This is a genomic window from Pseudomonas sp. S09G 359, assembly GCF_002843605.1.
Lineage (GTDB): Bacteria > Pseudomonadota > Gammaproteobacteria > Pseudomonadales > Pseudomonadaceae > Aquipseudomonas.
Genome location: NZ_CP025263.1, coordinates 1,805,905 through 1,823,999, shown reverse-complemented (window position 1 = coordinate 1,823,999; position 18,095 = coordinate 1,805,905). Strand labels below are relative to the sequence as shown.

Below are 18,095 nucleotides of genomic sequence, written 5' to 3'. Positions count from 1 at the left end.
GAATGGCAGAGGGTTAAAGCAAAGGTTCTTCAAGCACGCAACTGTATCGATGCTCGTGCAGGAAATGGGTCGGCGGCAACACCACGGAACACATGGCCCGGGCATGCCGGCAACGCGGGTGAAAGGCACAGCCTGTAGGCAAATTCAGTGGGCTCGGTGGCTCACCCGGCAAAGGCTCAGTAGGCAACGGCCGATGCGGATCAATCTCGGGAATCGCCTGGATCAACGCCGCCGTGTACGGATGGCGTGGCGCGCTAAACACCGCTTCCACCGGGCCTTCTTCGACGATCTTGCCCAGGTACATCACCGCCACGCGATCGCACAGGCGGCGCACGATGGCCAGGTCATGGGCGATAAACAGGATCGCCAGGTTCATGCGCTGTTGCAGTTCCAGCAACAGGTTGATGATCTGGCCCTGGATCGACACATCCAGCGCCGCCACGCATTCATCGGCGATGATCAGGCGCGGCTCCACCGCCAATGCCCGAGCGATCCCCACGCGCTGGCATTGGCCGCCGCTGAGGGAGCCGGGTTTACGCCCGGCCAGCTCGGGGCGCAGGCCTACCAGGTCGAGCAGCTCAACCACGCGCGCCGGGATTTGCTGCGGGCTGACTTTGCGCTGCACCCTTAGCACTTCGGCGATGGTTTCGCCGATGGTGTGGCGCGGGTTCAGTGCTGCGTAAGGGTCCTGGAAGATCATCGCGGTTTCATGCCGCAGGCGGGCGATGTCGATGGCGCTGCCGTGGGCCATGTCGATACCGTCAAACAACACCTGCCCGGCGCTGATCGGGTTGAGGTGCAAAATCGCCCGGCCCAGGGTGCTTTTACCACTGCCGGACTCACCGACCAGGCCCAGGGTTTCACCGGCGGCCAGGTTCAGCGACACGCCGTTCACCGCCCTCACCCACTGTTTGTTCAAGCCAAACAGGCCGCTGCCGGACGCCGCGAAGCGCACTTCAAGGTCCTTGATTTGCAACAGGCTCATGGGTGCACTCCCAGCGGGTAATGACAGGCGACGCGCGCGCCTTCCGGCAGCACCTCGGTACATAACGCGCCCACCTGCGGGCAGCGCGGGTTGAAGCGGCAACCGGCCGGTAATGCATCCAGCAACGGTGGCTGGCCAGGGATGGTGCGCAGCAATGCGTGCCCGCTGCTGTGGGCCGGCTGGCAGTCGATCAGGCCGGCGGTGTAAGGGTGCTGCGGATGGGCCAACAGCTCGTACTTGCTGCCGTGTTCGCACAGGCGCCCGGCGTACATTACCGCGATGGAGTCACAGGTCTGCGCCACCACGCCAAGGTCGTGGGTGATCATGATGATCGACAGGCCGCGCTGGTCGCGCAGGTCCAGCAGCAACCGCAAGATCTGCGCCTGCACGGTCACATCCAGGGCCGTGGTCGGCTCGTCGGCGATCAGCACTTTAGGGTTGCAGCCGAGGGCCACGGCGATCATCGCGCGCTGGCGCATGCCGCCGGAAAACTCGTGGGGGTAGTTGTCGACCCGCGCCTGGGGGTCAGGAATACCGACCTGGCGCAGCACCTCGATGGCCTGCCGGCGCGCGTCTTTTTTCGATGCCCCTTGATGCAGGCGGATGCCCTCGGCAATCTGCTCGCCGATGCGCATCAGCGGGTCCAGATGGCTGCTGGGGTTCTGGAAAATCATGCCCAGTTGCCCGCCGCGCACGGCGCGCATGCCGGCATCGTCCAGTTGCAACAGATCCTGGCCGGCCAGCCGTACTGCGCCGCCTTGCACCCGCAGGCTCGGCGACGGCAGCAAACGCATCAGGCCGCGACAGGCCATGGTCTTGCCCGAACCGCTCTCACCCACCAGGCCGAGGATTTCGCCTTCGGCCAGGTCGAAGGACACGCGGTCGACCAGGGTCACATCGCGCCCGGTGCTGTTGGCGATTACGCTCAGGTCCCGGACCTGCAACAGACTCATGCGCGATCCCCCAGCACTTGGGCCACGCCATCGGCCAACAGGCTGAAGCCCATGGCCAGGGTTACGATAGCCAGGCCTGGAAAGGTGCAGATCCACCAGGCGGTGGTGATGAACGCCTGCCCTTCGGCGACCATCGTGCCCCACTCGGCGGTCGGCGGTTGCACGCCAAGGCCCAGGTAGCTCACGGCCGCGCCGTTGAGCAGCACCAGCACCGCGTCCGACATGGAAAACACAATCGAACCGAACATGGCGTTAGGCAACAGGTGACGAAACAGAATGCGCCCATGGCCAAAGCCCAGGCTCTTGGCGGCCAGGGCAAAGTCGCTTTCCTTGAGCACCAGGATCTGCGAGCGGATCAGCCGCGCATACGACACCCAGCCCACCAGCGCCATGGCGATATAAAAGCTCTGCAAGCCCGGGCCAAGGATGGCCATGATCGCCAGCATCAACACCAGGAACGGGAACGCCAGGATCACGTCAATCACACGCATGCAGAAACTGTCGAAACGCCCGCCGATATAACCGGACACCGCGCCGATAAACGTGCCGATCATGAACGGGAAAATCACCCCGACGACGGCCAGTTGCAGGTCGATCCGCGCGCCCCAGATCACCCTCGACAGAATGTCCCGGCCGTAGTTGTCTGTGCCGAAGGGATGCGCGAGGCTCGGCCCGAGCAAACTCAAATCGGTGTTCTGCGCAATCGGGTCATACGGCGCGATCCATGGCGCAAACACAGCGAGGGCCAACCACACCAAGAGAATCAACAGGCCCCAGGCGGCGGTCAGGCGGCCATTGCGAAAACCAAAGCGCAGGCGCAAGCGCCACGGGGCAATCAACGGGCGGCTGCTCATTGCATCTTCACCCGCGGGTCCAGGGCCACCGTCACCACATCGGCGATAAAGTTGACCACCACCGTCGCACAGGCCAGCACCATGGCCACGCCCTGCACCACCATGTAGTCACGGGTGAAAATGCCACGCACCAGCAACTGGCCGATGCCGGGAATGGCGAACAGGCTTTCAATCACCACCGTGCCACTGATCAACCAGCCGATATTCACCGCCAGCAGGTTGACCGCCGGCACCAGCGAGTTAGGCAACACATGGCGCCGGAATACAGCCGCCTCGGACAGCCCGCGCGCCCGGGCAGCGGTCACGTGATCAGCCTGCAACTCCATCAACATGCTGGCCCGCAGGTTGCGCACCAGCACTGCCGACAGCGCGAGGGCGATGGTCAGGCAGGGCAACAGCATGTGGTGGGCCTTGTCCAACACGGTCCGCCCATAGCCGGACACGGGGAACAGGCCCCACTGCACACTGAACAACAGGATCAGCATCAAGCCCAGCCAGAACGCCGGCATGCCCAGGCCGACGGTGGTGAACACGCGGATCAGGTTATCTGCCCAACCGCCTTTATTGCGCGCCGCCACGGTGGCCAGCGGCACCGCGATCAGCAACGCCAGCAGCACACTGCCGAGCACCAGCACCAGGGTCGGTTCGATACGCGTGACGATCAGCTTCAAGGCATCGACCTTGTACAGCAGCGACTGGCCGAGGTCGCCCTTGAGCAGGTTTTTCAGAAAGTAGAAATATTGCAGCCACAACGGCTGGTCGAGGCCGTACTGGGCGCGGATTTTCAGCAAGGCGTCCGGCGTGCTGCGTGAGCCCAGCAGGGCACGCGCCGGGTCACCGGGGATCGAGCGCACCAGCACAAAGGTAATCAGGCTGATGCCAAACAGCACCGGCAGCAATTGCAGCGGCCGGGACAATACAAAACGGTAGCGCGCCAGGTTCATCCGTCAGCCTCGATGACGAGCGAGAAAGTCCAGCAGCACCGGAAAATACGCCTGGGGCTCTTCATAAAACGGCATATGGCTGCTGTTGGGGAATACATGCAACTCGGCGTGCCGGGCCGCCATCTTCATGCGCATGGCGCAGGCCGGGGTGAGTTCGTCGTGCTGGCCGGTGGTGATCAGCATCGGCATCCTGAAGTCGGCCATCTCCTTGATGCGGTTCCAATCCTTGAGGTTGCCGACGTAGAGGAATTCGTTGGGGCCCTGCATGGTTTCGTAGGGCCCCATGTTCCAATCGCCGAGGGAGCGCTTGACCGGCTCGGGCCATTCGTCCAGGCGGCATACGTGGCGATAGTTGAGCAAGGTGATTGCGGCCTGGTACTGGGGGTGGTCCAGGGTGCCCATGGCTTCATGGCGTTGCATCATGGCCACGGTTTCGCTGCCGAGGGCGCCGCGCAGGCGCTCCAACTCCTGGGACAGGTGTGGAATGTCACCCACGGTGTTTTCCAGGATCAGGCTTTTCAGCGCGTCGGGATAGTGAATGGCGTACTCGATACCCAGCCAGCCGCCCCAGGAATGCCCGAGCAGATGCACACGGCCAAGGCCCAGGGCCTGGCGCACGGTTTCGACTTCTTCGACATAACGGCCTATTTCCCACAAGGAAATGTCGGTTGGTCTGGCAGAAGCGCCAGTGCCAAGCTGGTCGAATGCAACCACTCGCAGGTTATGGTCCTTGAGCCAGCCATGGGCGTCGCGCAAGTAGTCACACGGCAGGCCCGGCCCGCCGTTGAGGCACAGCAGCACCTCATCGCCTTCGCCAAAGCTGTAGACCACGAGGTTATGGCCATCGACTTGCACGTTGTACTGCTGGTCGGGGGCAATTTCACGCCACATGCATACATTCCTTGTGTTGTATCGGCCTGGCAGGTAGCGGCCGTTTATCAGGCCAACACTACCGAGGAAGCCGTGCGTCCATAACCTAGTATTTCTTATAGGTTTGGCCTGGCAGTCCTTCGCCGGGGCGTGGCATTCTACTTGCAGCAAGTCGAGATTCAAATGAATTCGGGAGCAGAACGGATGCTGGCCAAGCTAACTGCCTTCAACAATCGTCTGATGCCGGGCAGGAGCCTGGATGAGCAGATGGACAACAGTTTTATCCTCGCCCAGCAGTTGGGCTTCGACGCACTGGTCTATGACTACACCCCGGTGCCGATCGACCAGGAAGGTGCATTGATCACCCCCTCGGTGCTGGAATTGCGCAATACCCCGCCCGACTGGCACGCATTATGGTGCAGCCAAGGCTACTACCAGATCGACCCGGTGCAACACCTGGCGCTGAGTACGGTGTCGCCGTTTGTGTGGTCCTACGAGGCCAAGGCCGATACGGCCCTGCAAAAGATCATCGACCCTTGCCACGCCCCGGTGTCCTCCTACCTGCATGACCAGCAACTGACCTGCGGCGTGAGCGTGCCAATGCATTTGCCCCGTGGCGGCTTCGCGTCGCTGACGGGCCTGCGTACCGGCACAGCCCGCACCGTGTTGCGGGATGTGCAGAAGACCCTGTCGGATTTCAGCCTGATTTCCCATGCCTTGCAGGAAGCGGCCTACCCGTTGTTCAGTAAAGAGCTACGCACCTACCCGCATATTCACCTGACTAAACGCGAACGCGAGTGCCTCAAATGGGCGGCCGACGGCCTCACCGCCGCCGAAATCGCCACCCAATTGAGCCGCTCCCTGGCAGTGGTCACCCTGCACCTGGCCTCGGCGATGCACAAACTGGGGGCCAGGAATCGCGTACAGGCGGTGGTCCGCGCCACCCATTACCGCCTGCTCGAAGACTGAACCGCGGAAAAACCTAGCTGTTTTGCTAGTTACCTGAATGTCGCGCACGGTTTATCGTAACCCTGATCTTTTTTTTCAGAGCAGGGTACGAAATGGAATTCATCGAAAAAATCCGCGAAGGGTATGCGGCGTTTGGCGACCACCAGACCTGGTACCGCGTGACCGGTGACCTCTCAAGCGGCCTCACCCCCCTGGTGGTCATCCACGGCGGCCCCGGCTGCACCCATGACTATGTCGATGCGTTCAAAGACGTCGCCGCCAGCGGCCACGCCGTGATCCACTACGACCAGTTGGGCAACGGCCGCTCCACTCATTTGCCCGAAAAAGCCCCGTCCTTCTGGACCGTCGAGCTATTCCTGAAAGAATTGGATAACCTGCTGGATCACCTGCAAATCAGCGATAACTACGCGATCCTCGGCCAGTCGTGGGGCGGCATGCTCGGCAGTGAGCACGCGATTCTGCAGCCCAAGGGCCTGCGCGCGTTCATCCCGGCCAACGCGCCGACGTGCATGCGCACCTGGGTCAGCGAAGCCAACCGCCTGCGCAAGTTATTGCCCGAAGGCGTGCATGAAACCCTGCTCAAGCATGAAGCCCTGGGCACCTATCAGGACCCGGAATACCTCACCGCCTCGCGGGTGTTCTATGACCACCACGTGTGCCGGGTCAACCCTTGGCCGGAAGAAGTGGCGCGCACCTTTGCCCAGGTTGATTCGGACCCCACGGTGTACCACGCCATGAGCGGCCCCACCGAATTCCATGTAATCGGCAGCCTGAAGGATTGGAAGTCGATTGGCCGTCTGTCGGCGATCAATGTGCCCACCTTGGTGATTTCCGGTCGGCATGATGAGGCCACGCCGCTGGTGGTCAAGCCGTTCCTGGAGGAAATCGCCGACGTGCGCTGGGCGCTGTTTGAAGACTCCAGCCACATGCCCCACGTGGAAGAACGCCAGGCGTGCATGGGGACAGTGGTGAAGTTTCTGGATGAGGTGTGTTCGGTGCCTTACAAAGCACTCAAGGCCGGCTGAGATCGGCTGAATTCAAATGTGGGAGGGGCAAGTCGAATCGTCGCACTGCTCCTCGCACATTTTCAGACCTCTGTGGTTTCGGCCTTTGCGGTCTTTCTTGGAGCATCCGCCACCAGCGGAATCTCCCTGCCCTCGGCATCGAACAACTTGCCGCCTTTGAAGTAATCCCCATCACGCAACTCCGACACATCGCGGAAGCACAAGCTGCGCTCGGTCCCCGCGACAAACACTGACTGCTGGTCCGAGTTACCCGCGGTGAAGTGGTTGAACGCCAGGTTCAGCAGGATCGCCATGATCGCCGACGAACTGATGCCCGAATGGAAAATGGTCGCGAACCAGCTGGGGAAATGGTCGTAGAAACTCGGCGCGGCGATGGGGATCATGCCGAAACCGATGCTCGTTGCCACAATGATCAGGTTCATGTTGTTGCGGTAATCCACCTTGGACAGCGTGCGAATACCGCTGGCCGCTACCGTACCGAACAGCACGATCCCGGCACCGCCCAGCACCGAGGTGGGCACCGCCGCAATCACCCGGCCCATGAATGGCAGCAGGCCGAGGATCACCAAAAACAGCCCGCCCGTGGCCACCACAAAGCGGCTCTTCACCCCAGTCACCGCCACCAGGCCAACGTTCTGGGCGAACGCGCTCTGGGTGAACGAGCCGAAGATCGGCGCAAACATACTCGACAGCATATCGGCGCGCAGGCCGTTGCCCAGGCGCTTGGAGTCGACCTTGGTGTCGATGATTTCACCCACCGCCAGGATATCCGCCGAGGTTTCCACCAGGGTCACCATCACCACGATGCACATGGAAATGATCGCCGCGATATGAAAGGTCGGCATGCCGAAATGGAATGGCGTGGGAAACCCGAACATCGGCCCCTGAGCCACGCCGGAGAAGTCGGCCATGCCCAGAAACACGGCAATCACGGTACCGATCACCATCGCCAGCAGGATCGACAGGCGCGAGATGGTGGCGCTGCCGATTTTGCTCAATAACAGCACCAGCACCAGGGTCAGCGCCGCCAGGCCGATATTGGGCATGCTGCCGAAATCCGCCGCGCGGCTATTGCCGCCCATGGCCCAGCGTGCCGCCACCGGCATCAGGGTGAGGCCGATGGTGGTGATCACAATGCCGGTGACCAGCGGCGGGAAAAACTTGGTAATCCGCGAAAATATCGGCGTGATCAGCAAACCGATCAACGACGCGGCCATCACCGCCCCGAGAATCGCCGGCACCCCGCCGGCGCCGTCGCTGCCGACAATCGCCACCATGGTCGCCACACCGGCAAACGAAACGCCCTGCACCAACGGCAGCTGACAGCCAAAAAACGGCAACCCAAGGGTTTGCAACAGCGTGGCCAAGCCACCGGCAAACAGCGACGCGGCAATCAACAGACCGATATCCGCCGGCGACAAACCCGCCGCTTGGCCGACGATCAACGGTACCGCGACGATGCCTCCGTACATGGTGAGCACATGCTGCAGGCCATAAGCCATGTTGGCGGCGACGCCGAGATTCTCATCTTCTGGCCGCTGCGGTGACGCCTTCGGGATAGTCATGGTGAGGGGTTCTCTGTTTTTGTTGTGCGGCCACTGTATGCAATGTTAGGACTAGATGTCCATAGAGTTGTATACAATCAATCGAACAAGATACCCTCCGTCGGCGTTACAAAAATAATCCGGCCGTGATGAGCCAGAACGCCAAAGGATCAGAACCATGAAAAAGGCATTACAGGGCGCAACCGTTGCACTCACCCTTCTCGGCGGCGGGGAGGCTGTCGCGGTGGAATGGATGAACAACAGCGTCGGTTTTCGCTACGGCCAGCAGTTCACCAACCCGAATAACCCCGACGACTTCAGCAAGCGCATTTACAGCTTCACCCACGCCAGCGGCTACCGCTACGGCAGCAATTTCCTCAACCTGGACGTGTTTCTGTCCGACAGCCGTGACCCGCGCAAGGGCACCGATCACGGTGGCAGCGAGGTGTATGCGGTGTACCGGCATCAGCTATACGCATCGCGCGTATTCGATCAGCCGCAGGGCACGGGGTTGATCAAGGATTACGCGCTGACCCTGGGCTTCGACGCCAACCGCAACAACAACTTCGCCTCGGCGAAAAAGCGCGCACTGGTGCTCGGCCCCACCTTGAAGTTCAACACTGTCGGGGTGCTGGACCTGAGCCTGATGTACTACAAGGAACGCAACCACACCGGCATCCCCGGTGCACAGGAGTCAAACCACACCTTTGACGACACCTATATGCTCAACCTGACGTGGATGCGCCCGTTCGAGATCGCCAACCATGGGGCGAAATTCCAGGGGTTCATCAACTACGTCGGGGAAAAAGGCGAGGACTACCATGGCCGTGATACTGCGCCGGAAGCGCTGATGCGCACGGCGCTGATGGTGGCGGTGCGGCCAGGTAAAAGCGTGAAGCCGAACCTGTACCTGGGGGTGGGTTACGAGTACTGGCATAACAAATTCGGTGTGGATGGCGGTCGGGGTACCCGGACCTCCACACCAACGGTCAACATGGAAGTCACCTTCTAACCCCCGATGAAACACGGTCAAAATGTAGGAAGGGGCAAGTCGAATCGTCGCACCGCCCCTCCCACATTTTAAAATGTATTATCACTCCAGCTCAGTGGCCATCTGGGAGCCATCCACCTTGGGCCGCGCCAGCCAATAACCCAACACCGCCAACGGCGCGGTCGCCAGCATCACAATCACGGTGATCAGCAACGGCTGCTCCAGCATCGACGACACCAGCAGGCTGCTGAGAAAGCACAAACCCAGTTGCAGGGTGTTTTGCAGTGCCGCCGCCTTGCCGGAATTTTCCGCAAACGGCATCAGCGCATTCGCCACCACAATCGGGTAGCTGGCGCCGTTGACCAACGCCATCAGGCAGAACGGAATCAGCAGGGTGGTGAGGCTCGGCACAGTCAAGGTCGCGACCAGGTACAACGCCAGCATGCTGATGCAATAGGCCAGCAGCAGCCAGGGCAGCAGTGTCTTGCCCTGGAAATGCTGCAAGGCGCTGCGGCAGCTGTAGCCGCCGATCAAGAAAGCCAGGGTTGGCAGCACATAGCTCAGCCCGATGTCATTCGGGCTGTAGCCCATGTCGCCAAGGATAAAGGGCGACGCGGTGAGCCAGGCGAAGAAACTGGCCGAGCACGCGGCGAAGATCATCACATTGCCGGTGAATACCCGGGAGGTGAGCAACTGCGCATAACCCAGGCGTGCTGGCGCTTGCGTAGGGCTTTTCGGCAAAGGGCGCAGGAACAACGTCGGCACCAGCAACAGCAGCGACGCCCCCAACAACACGCCGAAGATCGCCTGCCAGCCAAAGTGATTCAACACCATCGCGCCCAGCAGCGGCGCCAGTGCTGGCGACAACGACATCAGCGGCATGATGCTGGCGAACACGCGGTGCGCCTTGTCCGCCGGGTAGCGATCGATCACCAGCGCCTGCCAGCTCACAGCGGCGGAACACACGCCAATCGCCTGCATAAAACGCAGGGCCAGCAACTGCGGCGCCGTCTCGACCCAGAACATCCCTGCACAGCCGAGCACAAACAAACCGAGGCCCGCGAGCAGGATCGGCTTGCGCCCCAGCCGGTCGGACAACGGCCCCCAGAGCAACTGCCCCACGGCGAAGCCGGCGAGGAAAATACTCAAGCTGGCACCCACCGCGCCCGCGCCAATCTGCAATTGCTCGCCCATGGCGCCGAACGCCGGCAAGTACATGTCCATGGCCAGATAACCGAGCATGCTCAGCCCCGCCAGATACCAGGTGAAACCAAAAGAATTTTTCATTGAAGCCTTGTAGGTACTGCCATCAAACTATTTGCTGACTGGCGCCTATTATGAAGCTGACAGATTTTGTGTGAAGCGAGAATAATTGGGCGCTCTTATCAATAATTTTGAAGGCAACTGCTATGTGGTCTGAATATTCCCTGGATGTAGTCGATGCCGTGGCGCGCCATGGCAGCTTCAGCGCCGCCGCCCAGGAATTGCACCGCGTGCCGTCGGCCATCAGCTACACCGTGCGTCAACTCGAGGAATGGCTGGCGGTGCCACTGTTTGTGCGGCGCCATCGCGACGTCGAACTGACCCCGGCCGGCCGTCTATTTATAGACGAAGCCCGTGGCGTGATGAAAAAAATGCTCGGTACGCGGCGCTTGTGCCAGCAGGTAGCCAATGGCTGGAGCGGCCAGTTGAAGGTGGCGGTGGACTCCATCGTCAAGCCCCAACGCTGCCGGCAGTTGGTGCTGGATTTCTATCGGCAGTTCCCGGAGGTGGAATTGCTGCTGGAATATGAGGTGTATAACGGCGTGTGGGATGCCCTGGCGGATGAGCGCACCGACATTGTGATCGGCGCCACCAGCGCGGTGCCGGTGGCCAGCCACTTTACGTTTCGCGATATGGGCTTGTTGAACTGGCTGTGTGTGGTCAGCGCGCGGCACCCGTTGGCGAGCGTGGAAGGCTTGCTCAGTGACGACCAACTGCGGCCCTTCGCCTCGCTGTGCATGACCGACACGTCACGCAACCTGCCCAAGCGCGACACCTGGACCCTGGATAACCAGCGCCGCCTGGTGGTGCCCAACTGGGCTTCGGCCATCGACTGCCTGCGCGACGGCCTGTGCGTCGGCATGGCGCCGGCGCATCAGGTGCTGCCGTGGATCGAGCGCGGTGAGCTGGTGGCGTTGCAACTGACCCGGCCCTTCCCCGCCAGCCCGTCGTGCGTGGCCTGGGCACAGAACAAGCTGTCCCCGGCCATGGCGTGGTTGCTGGAGTACCTGGGAGATACACAAACCATGAATCAAGAATGGCTGAATGGCCCAGGCCTGTGAAATCCCACATTTTGATCGGGTTTCAATCCAGTAGTCGGGTGATGGCCCTTACGATCATCTCGACTTCTTTTGCATCCAGGGTCAGCGGTGGCAGCAGGCGAATGACTTTCCCCCGCGTCACGTTAATCAACAGTCCATATTCCTCGGCGGCACGCTGCGCCAGGTCGCGATAAGGGCTGGCCAGTTCGATACCGATCATCAGGCCTTGCCCGCGAATCGCCAGTACCCGCGGGTGGTCAGCCAGCTCCATGCGCAAGCGCGCCAGCAGGCGTTCCCCCTGTTGTGCGGCGTTCTGCAACAGGCCTTGCTCTTCGATAATGTCCAGCACTGTGCAGCCGACCCGACAGGCCAGCGGGTTTCCGCCGAACGTGCTGCCATGGCTGCCTGGAGTAAACAGCTGGGCCACGGCGGCACGGGCCAGGCAGGCGCCGATGGGCACGCCATTGCCGAGGCCTTTGGCCAGGGTCATCACATCTGGCACGATGCCTTCATGCTGAAAGGCAAACCAGCGGCCGGTGCGGCCGATGCCGGTCTGGATTTCGTCGAGCATCATCAGCCAGCCGTGGCGTGTGCAATGGTCGCGCAGGGCCTGCAAATACCCGGGAGGCGCGGGGAGCACGCCACTTTCGCCCTGGATGGGCTCCAGCAGGACCGCCGCGATACGCGCGCCGAATGCCTCGGTGAGCGCCTCAATCGCCGCCAGGTCACCAAACCTGACCTTGAGAAAATCCCCCGGCAAGCGCTGGAAGCCAAGGCGCACCGATGGCCCATCGCTGGCCGCCATAGTGCCTAAGGTGCGGCCATGAAAGGCATTCTCCATCACCACCACCAAGGGCTCCTCAATGCCTTTTTTCCAACCGTGCAAGCGCGCCAGTTTCAGCGCGGTCTCATTGGCTTCGGCGCCGGAGTTATTGAAGAAAGCGCGGTCCAGGCCGGATAACTGGGCCAGGCGCTGGGCCAGGCGCTGTTGCCAGTCAATGCTGTAGAGGTTGGACGTGTGCAACAGCAAGCCAGCCTGTTCGCTGATGGCTGTCACCAGTTTCGGATGAGAGTGCCCGACGTTGGTCACCGCCACGCCGGCCACCGCGTCCAGGTATTCGCGGCCTTGCTTGTCCCACAGGCGCGTGCCCAGGCCACGGGTAAAACTCAAGGCCATGGGTTGATAAGTGGTCATCAGGCAGGCGGCGGTCATGGTGGCAGGCTCCAGTGCAGCGTAAGGGTGGTTGAAGTATCGTTAGCCACCTCAGCTGGATAAACTGTGCTTTCCTGCAATGACTTTAAACCAGGGCTTGATAATGGATTTGTTCCAGGCAATGTCGGTGTACGTAAAAGTGGTCGAGGCCGGCAGCATGACGGCGGCGGCCCACGCCTGCGGGATGTCGACCACCATGGTCGGCAACCACCTGCGCGCCCTCGAACAGCGCCTGGGCGTCAGCCTGCTCAAGCGCACCACGCGCAAACAAAGCCTTACGGAATTTGGCGGGCAGTATTACCAGCGCTGCCTGGAAGTGCTGGGGCTGGTGGCCGACTCCGAACAACTCGCCGAGCAAGCCCACAGCGACGTGCCCAAGGGCACCCTGCGCATCACCGCCCCACCGGTGTTCGGCACCGAACGGCTGACACCCGCGCTGAGCGAATTTTCCCAGCGCTACCCGCAGATCAACCTGTACGTAGAGCTGAGCAATGAGCGCGTGGACCTGGTCGACAGCGGCTTCGACGTGGCGATCCGGCTCGGCGAACTGGAAACCTCCAGCCTGATCGCCAGGCCCATGCAAGCGTACACCCTCACCCTCTGCGCATCTCCTGCCTACCTGGCGCGACGTGGCACGCCGCAAACGCCCGAGCAGCTGCAGCATCACGACTGCCTGGCGTTCGCTTACCCTGCGACCGACAACTGGCGTGATACCGATAAACTCTGGCGCATGACTGGCGAGGGCGGTGAGGTGGAGGTTCCGGTGTCTGGCTCATTGACCATCAACAGTTCGCAAGGCTTGCGCCAGGCGGCCGTAAACGGCATGGGCATCATCATGCTGGCCGATGCATTGGTGCAACCAGATCTGGAGAGCGGCAAGCTGGTGGCCTTGTTGACCGAATACCAACTGCCCAGCCGGCCGATGCACCTGCTGTATCGCCAGGACCGCTATCGCTTGCCGAAGCTGCGAGCGTTTGTGGATTTCGCGATGGAAAAGTGGGCGCGGTAACAATGTGTATGCAAAGCAAAAATGTGGGAGGGGCTTGCCCCCGATGGCAGTGTGTCAGTCATACATAGGCTGACTGACACTCCGCCATCGGGGGCAAGTCGAATCGTCGCACCGCCCCTCCCACATTTATTAACGGGGTGTTCAGGCCTGGATCAGGCCATTGATCTTCACAGTCGGGTTCACGTCAGCCTCGTAGTCCACGCCGTCGATCTCAAAGCCGAACAGGCGCAGGAACTCCGCCTTGTAGCCGGCAAAGTCGCTGATCTCGTTGACGTTGTCGTCGGTGACCTGGTTCCACAGCGCCGCGACGGCGTCCTGAACCTTCGGTTCCAGCTCGGCCAGGTCGGCGCGCAGGCGGCCGTCGGCGTCGAGTTTCGGCTGGCTGCCGTACAGGCTGTCCTTGAACAGGCCGTAGACCTGCTCGATGCAACCTTCGTGGGTGCCCTGCTCTTTCATCACCTTGAACAGCAGCGACAGGTACAGCGGCATGATCGGGATCGCCGAGCTGGCCTGGGTGACCACGGCCTTGAGTACCGACACACGGGCGTCGCCTTTCAGCGCAGCGAGGTTGTCACGCAGGGTCAGGACTTTCTTGTCGAGGTCTTTCTTGGCTTCGCCGATGGAGCCGTTCCAGTAGATGTCCTGGGTCAGCTTCTCGCCAAGGTAGGTGAACGCGGTGGTCTTGGCGCCTTCGGCCAGCACATCGGCGTCACGCAGCGCGTCGATCCACAGCTGCCAGTCTTCGCCGCCCATCACTTTGACGGTGCCGTCGATTTCTTCCTGGGTGGCAGGTTCCAGGGTGGTGTCGACTACAACGCCCTTGTCGGTGTTGATCCCGCGCAGGGTCACAGCCTTGCCGATCGGCTTGAGGGTGGAGTTGTGCACCACGCCTTGCGGGTCGGTACGGCGTGGCGCGGCCAGGCTGTAGACCACCAGGTCGATCTTGCCCAGGTCTTTCTTGATGGTTTCGATGGTCAGGCGCTTGATCTCGTCGGAAAACGCGTCGCCATTGATGCTATTGGCGTACAGGCCTTTTTCAACGGCAAACTTCTCGAACGCGGCGCTGTTGTACCAGCCGGCGGAACTCAGCTTGCCTTCTTCGCCTTCTTTCTCAAAAAACACGCCCAGGGTGTCGGCGCCGCAGCCAAACGCAGCACTGATGCGCGCGGCCAGGCCGTAGCCGGTGGAAGCGCCGAGAACCAGCACCTTTTTCGGGCCGCTTTCGATGACGCCGTGTTGAGTCACGTAGTCGATCTGTTCCTTGACGTTCGCTTCACAGCCAACAGGGTGAGCGGTCACACAGATAAAGCCACGAACCCGCGGTTTGATGATCATAAAATTTCTGCCTCTTCCAAGGTGCCGAAGGCCAGTGGTGGCCATTCAACTTAATCGTACCGGTCTATGACGCCTGAAAAACCGAAGCGTCACGATAGTCGCAAATGTTCTGTTTACAAAATCCAATCCCACACAGCGTTCACACCGTGCAAATCTGCGTAATGCCTTCACAATTTCGCACTATTTAAAACGCCAATCCGCCGCAGAACGCCTTATCATGACGTAGTTGTTTCAATATGTTTCAAAACCCCCACCACTCGCAGCCAGGGATCCGGACCTGTCGAATGGCGCCCTCCTGGAGCTGTGTCATGAACAAGCCTGCTTTGCGTAAAAAGGCGATCTCGGTCGCCTGGGTACTCGGCGTACTGCTGATTATCGATGTATTCCCTGAAACCACGCTGGTGTTTCTCTGCCTGGTGCTGGTCTGCGGTATCTACGATTTCCTACGCAACGGTTTGTACGACGCGCCCACGATCAAGAAATACTTTGTCGGCAGCGGCCGCAACACCTGGCTGCTGGCGCCGTTCAACACGCTGTTCGACCTGCTGAGCTCGCGCAACCGCCACGTTTATACGATGCGCGACCTGCCACCGGCCTGGCGTGAAGACCTGCAACAAGTGATCAACGATGCCATGGCCCACAAGGATGAGATCATCGGCTACCTGGATGAGCGGATGGCCGAGAAAAAGCGCGGCATGTTGTTCTTCCAGTGGTATGGGCGGTCGATCGAGACCACCCTGGATATCCCGCAACTGCGCGAAAAGCTGCCGTTCGTGAAGACCATCGGTGTCTCGGTATTCAACGAAAACCGCTCCACCTCGTTTCACTTCGGCCCGCTGCGCATGATGTTCCGTGTGCTCTACAACATGGCCCCGGCGCCCCATCACGACGGCGTCTACATCCAGGTGGGCAAGCACAAGCATTACTGGCACGACGACCCGCTGTTCATCTTCGATGACACGTTGATGCACGCGTCCTTCAACAAAAACGACGCAAAGCGTTACTGCCTGTTTATCGATATCGTGCGGCCAACACCCGTACCCTTGGTGCTCAACGCCGTGATCGCGGGGTTTGCCGGGATGGTCTTTACCCTGCGTCGGGTTTTCTACAAAAACTGGAAGCTGATTCAGTAAGTTCTGCGGCATGATGGTGGTAGACGGCATTTGCGCTCGGCCTTGCGCCTGAGGTAAATAACCGTCTCGTGTGCCGTGATCGGCACCCATCATTCTCAAGCCATCGCCCCGCACGGGCGCGGTGGCTGTGCTTTCAAGGAATCAGAATGCCCCAACGTCAAGTCATCAATGCCTCCGTCAGCCCCAAGGGCAGCCTCGAAACCCTGTCCCAACGTGAAGTCCAGCAACTGAGCGAAGCCGGTACCGGCAGCATCTACACCCTGTTCCGCCAATGTGCCCTGGCGATCCTCAACACCGGCGCGCATATCGACAACGCCAAGACCATCCTCGACGCCTATAAAGACTTTGAAGTGCGTATCCACCAGCAGGATCGCGGCGTACGCCTGGAATTGCTGAATGCGCCGGCCGACGCCTTCGTCGATGGCGAAATGATCGCCAGCACCCGCGAGATGCTCTTCAGCGCCCTGCGCGACATCGTCTACACCGAGAACGAGCTGGACAGCCAACGCATCGACCTGAGCAACTCCCAAGGCATCACCGACTACGTGTTCCACCTGCTGCGCAACGCCCGCACGTTGCGCCCAGGTGTCGAGCCGAAAATCGTGGTGTGCTGGGGTGGGCACTCGATCAATACCGAAGAATACAAATACACCAAGAAAGTCGGCCACGAACTGGGCCTGCGCAGCCTCGACGTGTGCACCGGTTGCGGCCCTGGCGTAATGAAAGGTCCGATGAAGGGCGCGACCATTTCCCACGCCAAGCAACGTATTACCGGCGGCCGCTACCTGGGCCTCACCGAGCCGGGGATCATCGCCGCCGAAGCGCCGAACCCGATCGTCAACGAACTGGTGATCCTGCCGGACATCGAAAAGCGCCTGGAAGCCTTCGTACGCGTCGGCCACGGCATCATCATCTTCCCGGGCGGCGCCGGTACCGCCGAAGAGTTCCTGTACCTGCTGGGCATCCTGATGCACCCGGACAACCGCGACCTGCCGTTCCCGGTCATCCTCACCGGGCCAAAACACGCCGCCCCGTACCTGCAACAGTTGCATGCCTTCGTCGGCGCCACCTTGGGCGAAGCGGCGCAGGCCCACTATCAGATCATCATCGACGACCCGGCGGAAGTGGCACGCCAGATGACCGCCGGCCTCAAGGCGGTGAAGCAGTTCCGCCGCGAGCGCAACGACGCGTTCCACTTCAACTGGCTGCTGAAGATCGACGAGGGCTTCCAGCGCCCGTTCGACCCCACCCACGAAAACATGGCCAGCCTGCAACTGAGCCACGCGTTGCCGCCCCATGAACTGGCGGCCAACCTGCGCCGCGCGTTCTCGGGGATTGTGGCCGGCAACGTCAAGGACAAGGGCATCCGCCTGATCGAGCAGAACGGCCCGTACGAAATCCACGGCGACCCGGCCATCATGAAACCGCTGGACGAGCTGCTGCAGGCGTTTGTCGCCCAGCATCGCATGAAGCTGCCGGGCGGCGCGGCGTATGTGCCGTGTTATCGCGTGGTGCAGTAATCAGTCAGCGCTGTATTGCCACACATTTGATTTCCACCAGCAACCCGGGATGCGCCAGTTCGGACACACCTAGGGTGGTCCAGGCGCAATGCCCACGTGGGAACAGGCGGTTTTTCACCTCCCGAAAAACCGCCATGTGTTGGCTCATATTGACGTGGTAGGTGGTCATGTCCACCACGTCTTCGAAGGTGCAGCCGCCCTCTTCCAATACCACCCGCAGGTTGTCCCAGGCGGCAACGAATTGCGCCTCGGGGTCTTCGATTACGGCCAGTTCCGGCGTGCGGCCCACCTGCCCTGCGCAGTAGAGCGTCTTGCCGACCTTGACGGCGGGCACGTAGCCCGCGCGCTCGACAATCGGCAGCATGGCGGTCGGGATGACGAGGTGGCGGTCAGTCATATGCGGTATCTCTTTTCGGTCGTGTTCAGACGTGTCGACGGGAGGAAACG

Annotated in this window: 17 protein-coding genes; 7 read left to right on the top strand and 10 right to left on the bottom strand. The window is 61.1% G+C overall.

Annotated elements, in window-relative coordinates; all coding sequences use genetic code 11:
• Positions 1-13: 13 nt before the first annotated feature.
• The 5 genes from CXQ82_RS08295 to CXQ82_RS08275 are packed head-to-tail and all read right to left on the bottom strand — an operon-like array spanning position 14 to position 4,627.
• Positions 14-985, bottom strand: coding sequence for an ABC transporter ATP-binding protein (locus CXQ82_RS08295; RefSeq protein ID WP_101267815.1), 972 nt, complete (start codon positions 983-985; stop codon positions 14-16).
• Positions 982-1,938 (bottom strand): ABC transporter ATP-binding protein, encoded by a 957-nt coding sequence (locus CXQ82_RS08290; protein ID WP_101267812.1) that lies wholly within the window; start codon positions 1,936-1,938, stop codon positions 982-984. The genes CXQ82_RS08295 and CXQ82_RS08290 overlap by 4 nt, the downstream gene beginning before the upstream one ends.
• Positions 1,935-2,792 (bottom strand): ABC transporter permease, encoded by an 858-nt coding sequence (locus tag CXQ82_RS08285; protein WP_101267810.1) that lies wholly within the window; start codon positions 2,790-2,792, stop codon positions 1,935-1,937. Before CXQ82_RS08285 ends, CXQ82_RS08290 begins: the two co-directional genes overlap by 4 nt.
• Positions 2,789-3,736, bottom strand: coding sequence for an ABC transporter permease (locus CXQ82_RS08280; protein WP_101267808.1), 948 nt, complete (start codon positions 3,734-3,736; stop codon positions 2,789-2,791). Before CXQ82_RS08280 ends, CXQ82_RS08285 begins: the two co-directional genes overlap by 4 nt.
• Positions 3,737-3,739: 3 nt before the next feature.
• A complete protein-coding gene (locus CXQ82_RS08275; RefSeq protein ID WP_101267805.1) occupies positions 3,740-4,627 on the bottom strand; it encodes a proline iminopeptidase-family hydrolase in 888 nt (295 codons plus the stop codon).
• A gap of 183 nt (positions 4,628-4,810) precedes the next feature.
• On the opposite strand from CXQ82_RS08275, the gene CXQ82_RS08270 reads away from it, so the two are divergent.
• Together CXQ82_RS08270 and CXQ82_RS08265 are read left to right on the top strand one after the other, a co-directional pair.
• A complete protein-coding gene (locus CXQ82_RS08270; protein ID WP_101267803.1) occupies positions 4,811-5,575 on the top strand; it encodes a LuxR family transcriptional regulator in 765 nt (254 codons plus the stop codon).
• A gap of 92 nt (positions 5,576-5,667) precedes the next feature.
• Positions 5,668-6,600: a proline iminopeptidase-family hydrolase gene (locus CXQ82_RS08265; protein WP_101267801.1), complete on the top strand. Its 933-nt coding sequence runs from the start codon at positions 5,668-5,670 to the stop codon at positions 6,598-6,600.
• Between the two features lie 62 nt (positions 6,601-6,662).
• Here the strand turns inward: CXQ82_RS08265 and CXQ82_RS08260 are convergent, their stop codons facing one another.
• Entirely contained in the window at positions 6,663-8,165 is a 1,503-nt protein-coding gene (locus CXQ82_RS08260) for a nucleobase:cation symporter-2 family protein (RefSeq protein WP_101267799.1), read from the bottom strand.
• Between the two features lie 157 nt (positions 8,166-8,322).
• Between CXQ82_RS08260 and CXQ82_RS08255 the strand changes: the two genes are divergently transcribed.
• Positions 8,323-9,156, top strand: a complete 834-nt coding sequence (locus CXQ82_RS08255; protein ID WP_101267797.1) for a nucleoside-binding protein — start codon at positions 8,323-8,325, stop codon at positions 9,154-9,156.
• Positions 9,157-9,237: 81 nt separating this feature from the next.
• Here the strand turns inward: CXQ82_RS08255 and punC are convergent, their stop codons facing one another.
• The gene (gene punC / locus CXQ82_RS08250) at positions 9,238-10,422 is read right to left on the bottom strand and encodes a purine nucleoside transporter PunC (RefSeq protein ID WP_101267795.1); all 1,185 of its coding nucleotides are present in this window, start codon (positions 10,420-10,422) and stop codon (positions 9,238-9,240) included.
• Between the two features lie 122 nt (positions 10,423-10,544).
• On the opposite strand from punC, the gene punR reads away from it, so the two are divergent.
• Complete coding sequence (punR, locus tag CXQ82_RS08245) at positions 10,545-11,459, top strand: DNA-binding transcriptional activator PunR (RefSeq protein WP_101267793.1); 915 nt, start codon at positions 10,545-10,547, stop codon at positions 11,457-11,459.
• A 22-nt stretch (positions 11,460-11,481) separates the two neighbouring features.
• On the opposite strand, the gene CXQ82_RS08240 is transcribed toward punR, so the two are convergent.
• On the bottom strand, positions 11,482-12,651 hold the full coding sequence (locus CXQ82_RS08240; RefSeq protein WP_101267791.1) for an aspartate aminotransferase family protein: 1,170 nt from the start codon (positions 12,649-12,651) through the stop codon (positions 11,482-11,484).
• A 103-nt stretch (positions 12,652-12,754) separates the two neighbouring features.
• On the opposite strand from CXQ82_RS08240, the gene CXQ82_RS08235 reads away from it, so the two are divergent.
• Positions 12,755-13,660: a LysR family transcriptional regulator gene (locus CXQ82_RS08235; protein ID WP_101267788.1), complete on the top strand. Its 906-nt coding sequence runs from the start codon at positions 12,755-12,757 to the stop codon at positions 13,658-13,660.
• A gap of 141 nt (positions 13,661-13,801) precedes the next feature.
• Here the strand turns inward: CXQ82_RS08235 and fabV are convergent, their stop codons facing one another.
• Positions 13,802-14,995, bottom strand: a complete 1,194-nt coding sequence (gene fabV / locus CXQ82_RS08230) for an enoyl-ACP reductase FabV (protein WP_101267786.1) — start codon at positions 14,993-14,995, stop codon at positions 13,802-13,804.
• A 308-nt stretch (positions 14,996-15,303) separates the two neighbouring features.
• Here fabV and CXQ82_RS08225 point away from each other — a divergent pair, with 308 nt between their 5' ends.
• Both CXQ82_RS08225 and ppnN read left to right on the top strand, forming a co-directional pair.
• Positions 15,304-16,128, top strand: coding sequence for an aspartyl/asparaginyl beta-hydroxylase domain-containing protein (locus CXQ82_RS08225; protein WP_101267784.1), 825 nt, complete (start codon positions 15,304-15,306; stop codon positions 16,126-16,128).
• A 146-nt stretch (positions 16,129-16,274) separates the two neighbouring features.
• Positions 16,275-17,648, top strand: a complete 1,374-nt coding sequence (gene ppnN / locus CXQ82_RS08220; RefSeq protein ID WP_025856956.1) for a nucleotide 5'-monophosphate nucleosidase PpnN — start codon at positions 16,275-16,277, stop codon at positions 17,646-17,648.
• Positions 17,649-17,652: 4 nt separating this feature from the next.
• Here the strand turns inward: ppnN and CXQ82_RS08215 are convergent, their stop codons facing one another.
• Entirely contained in the window at positions 17,653-18,045 is a 393-nt protein-coding gene (locus CXQ82_RS08215; RefSeq protein WP_101267782.1) for a RidA family protein, read from the bottom strand.
• Between the last annotated feature and the right edge of the window lie 50 nt (positions 18,046-18,095).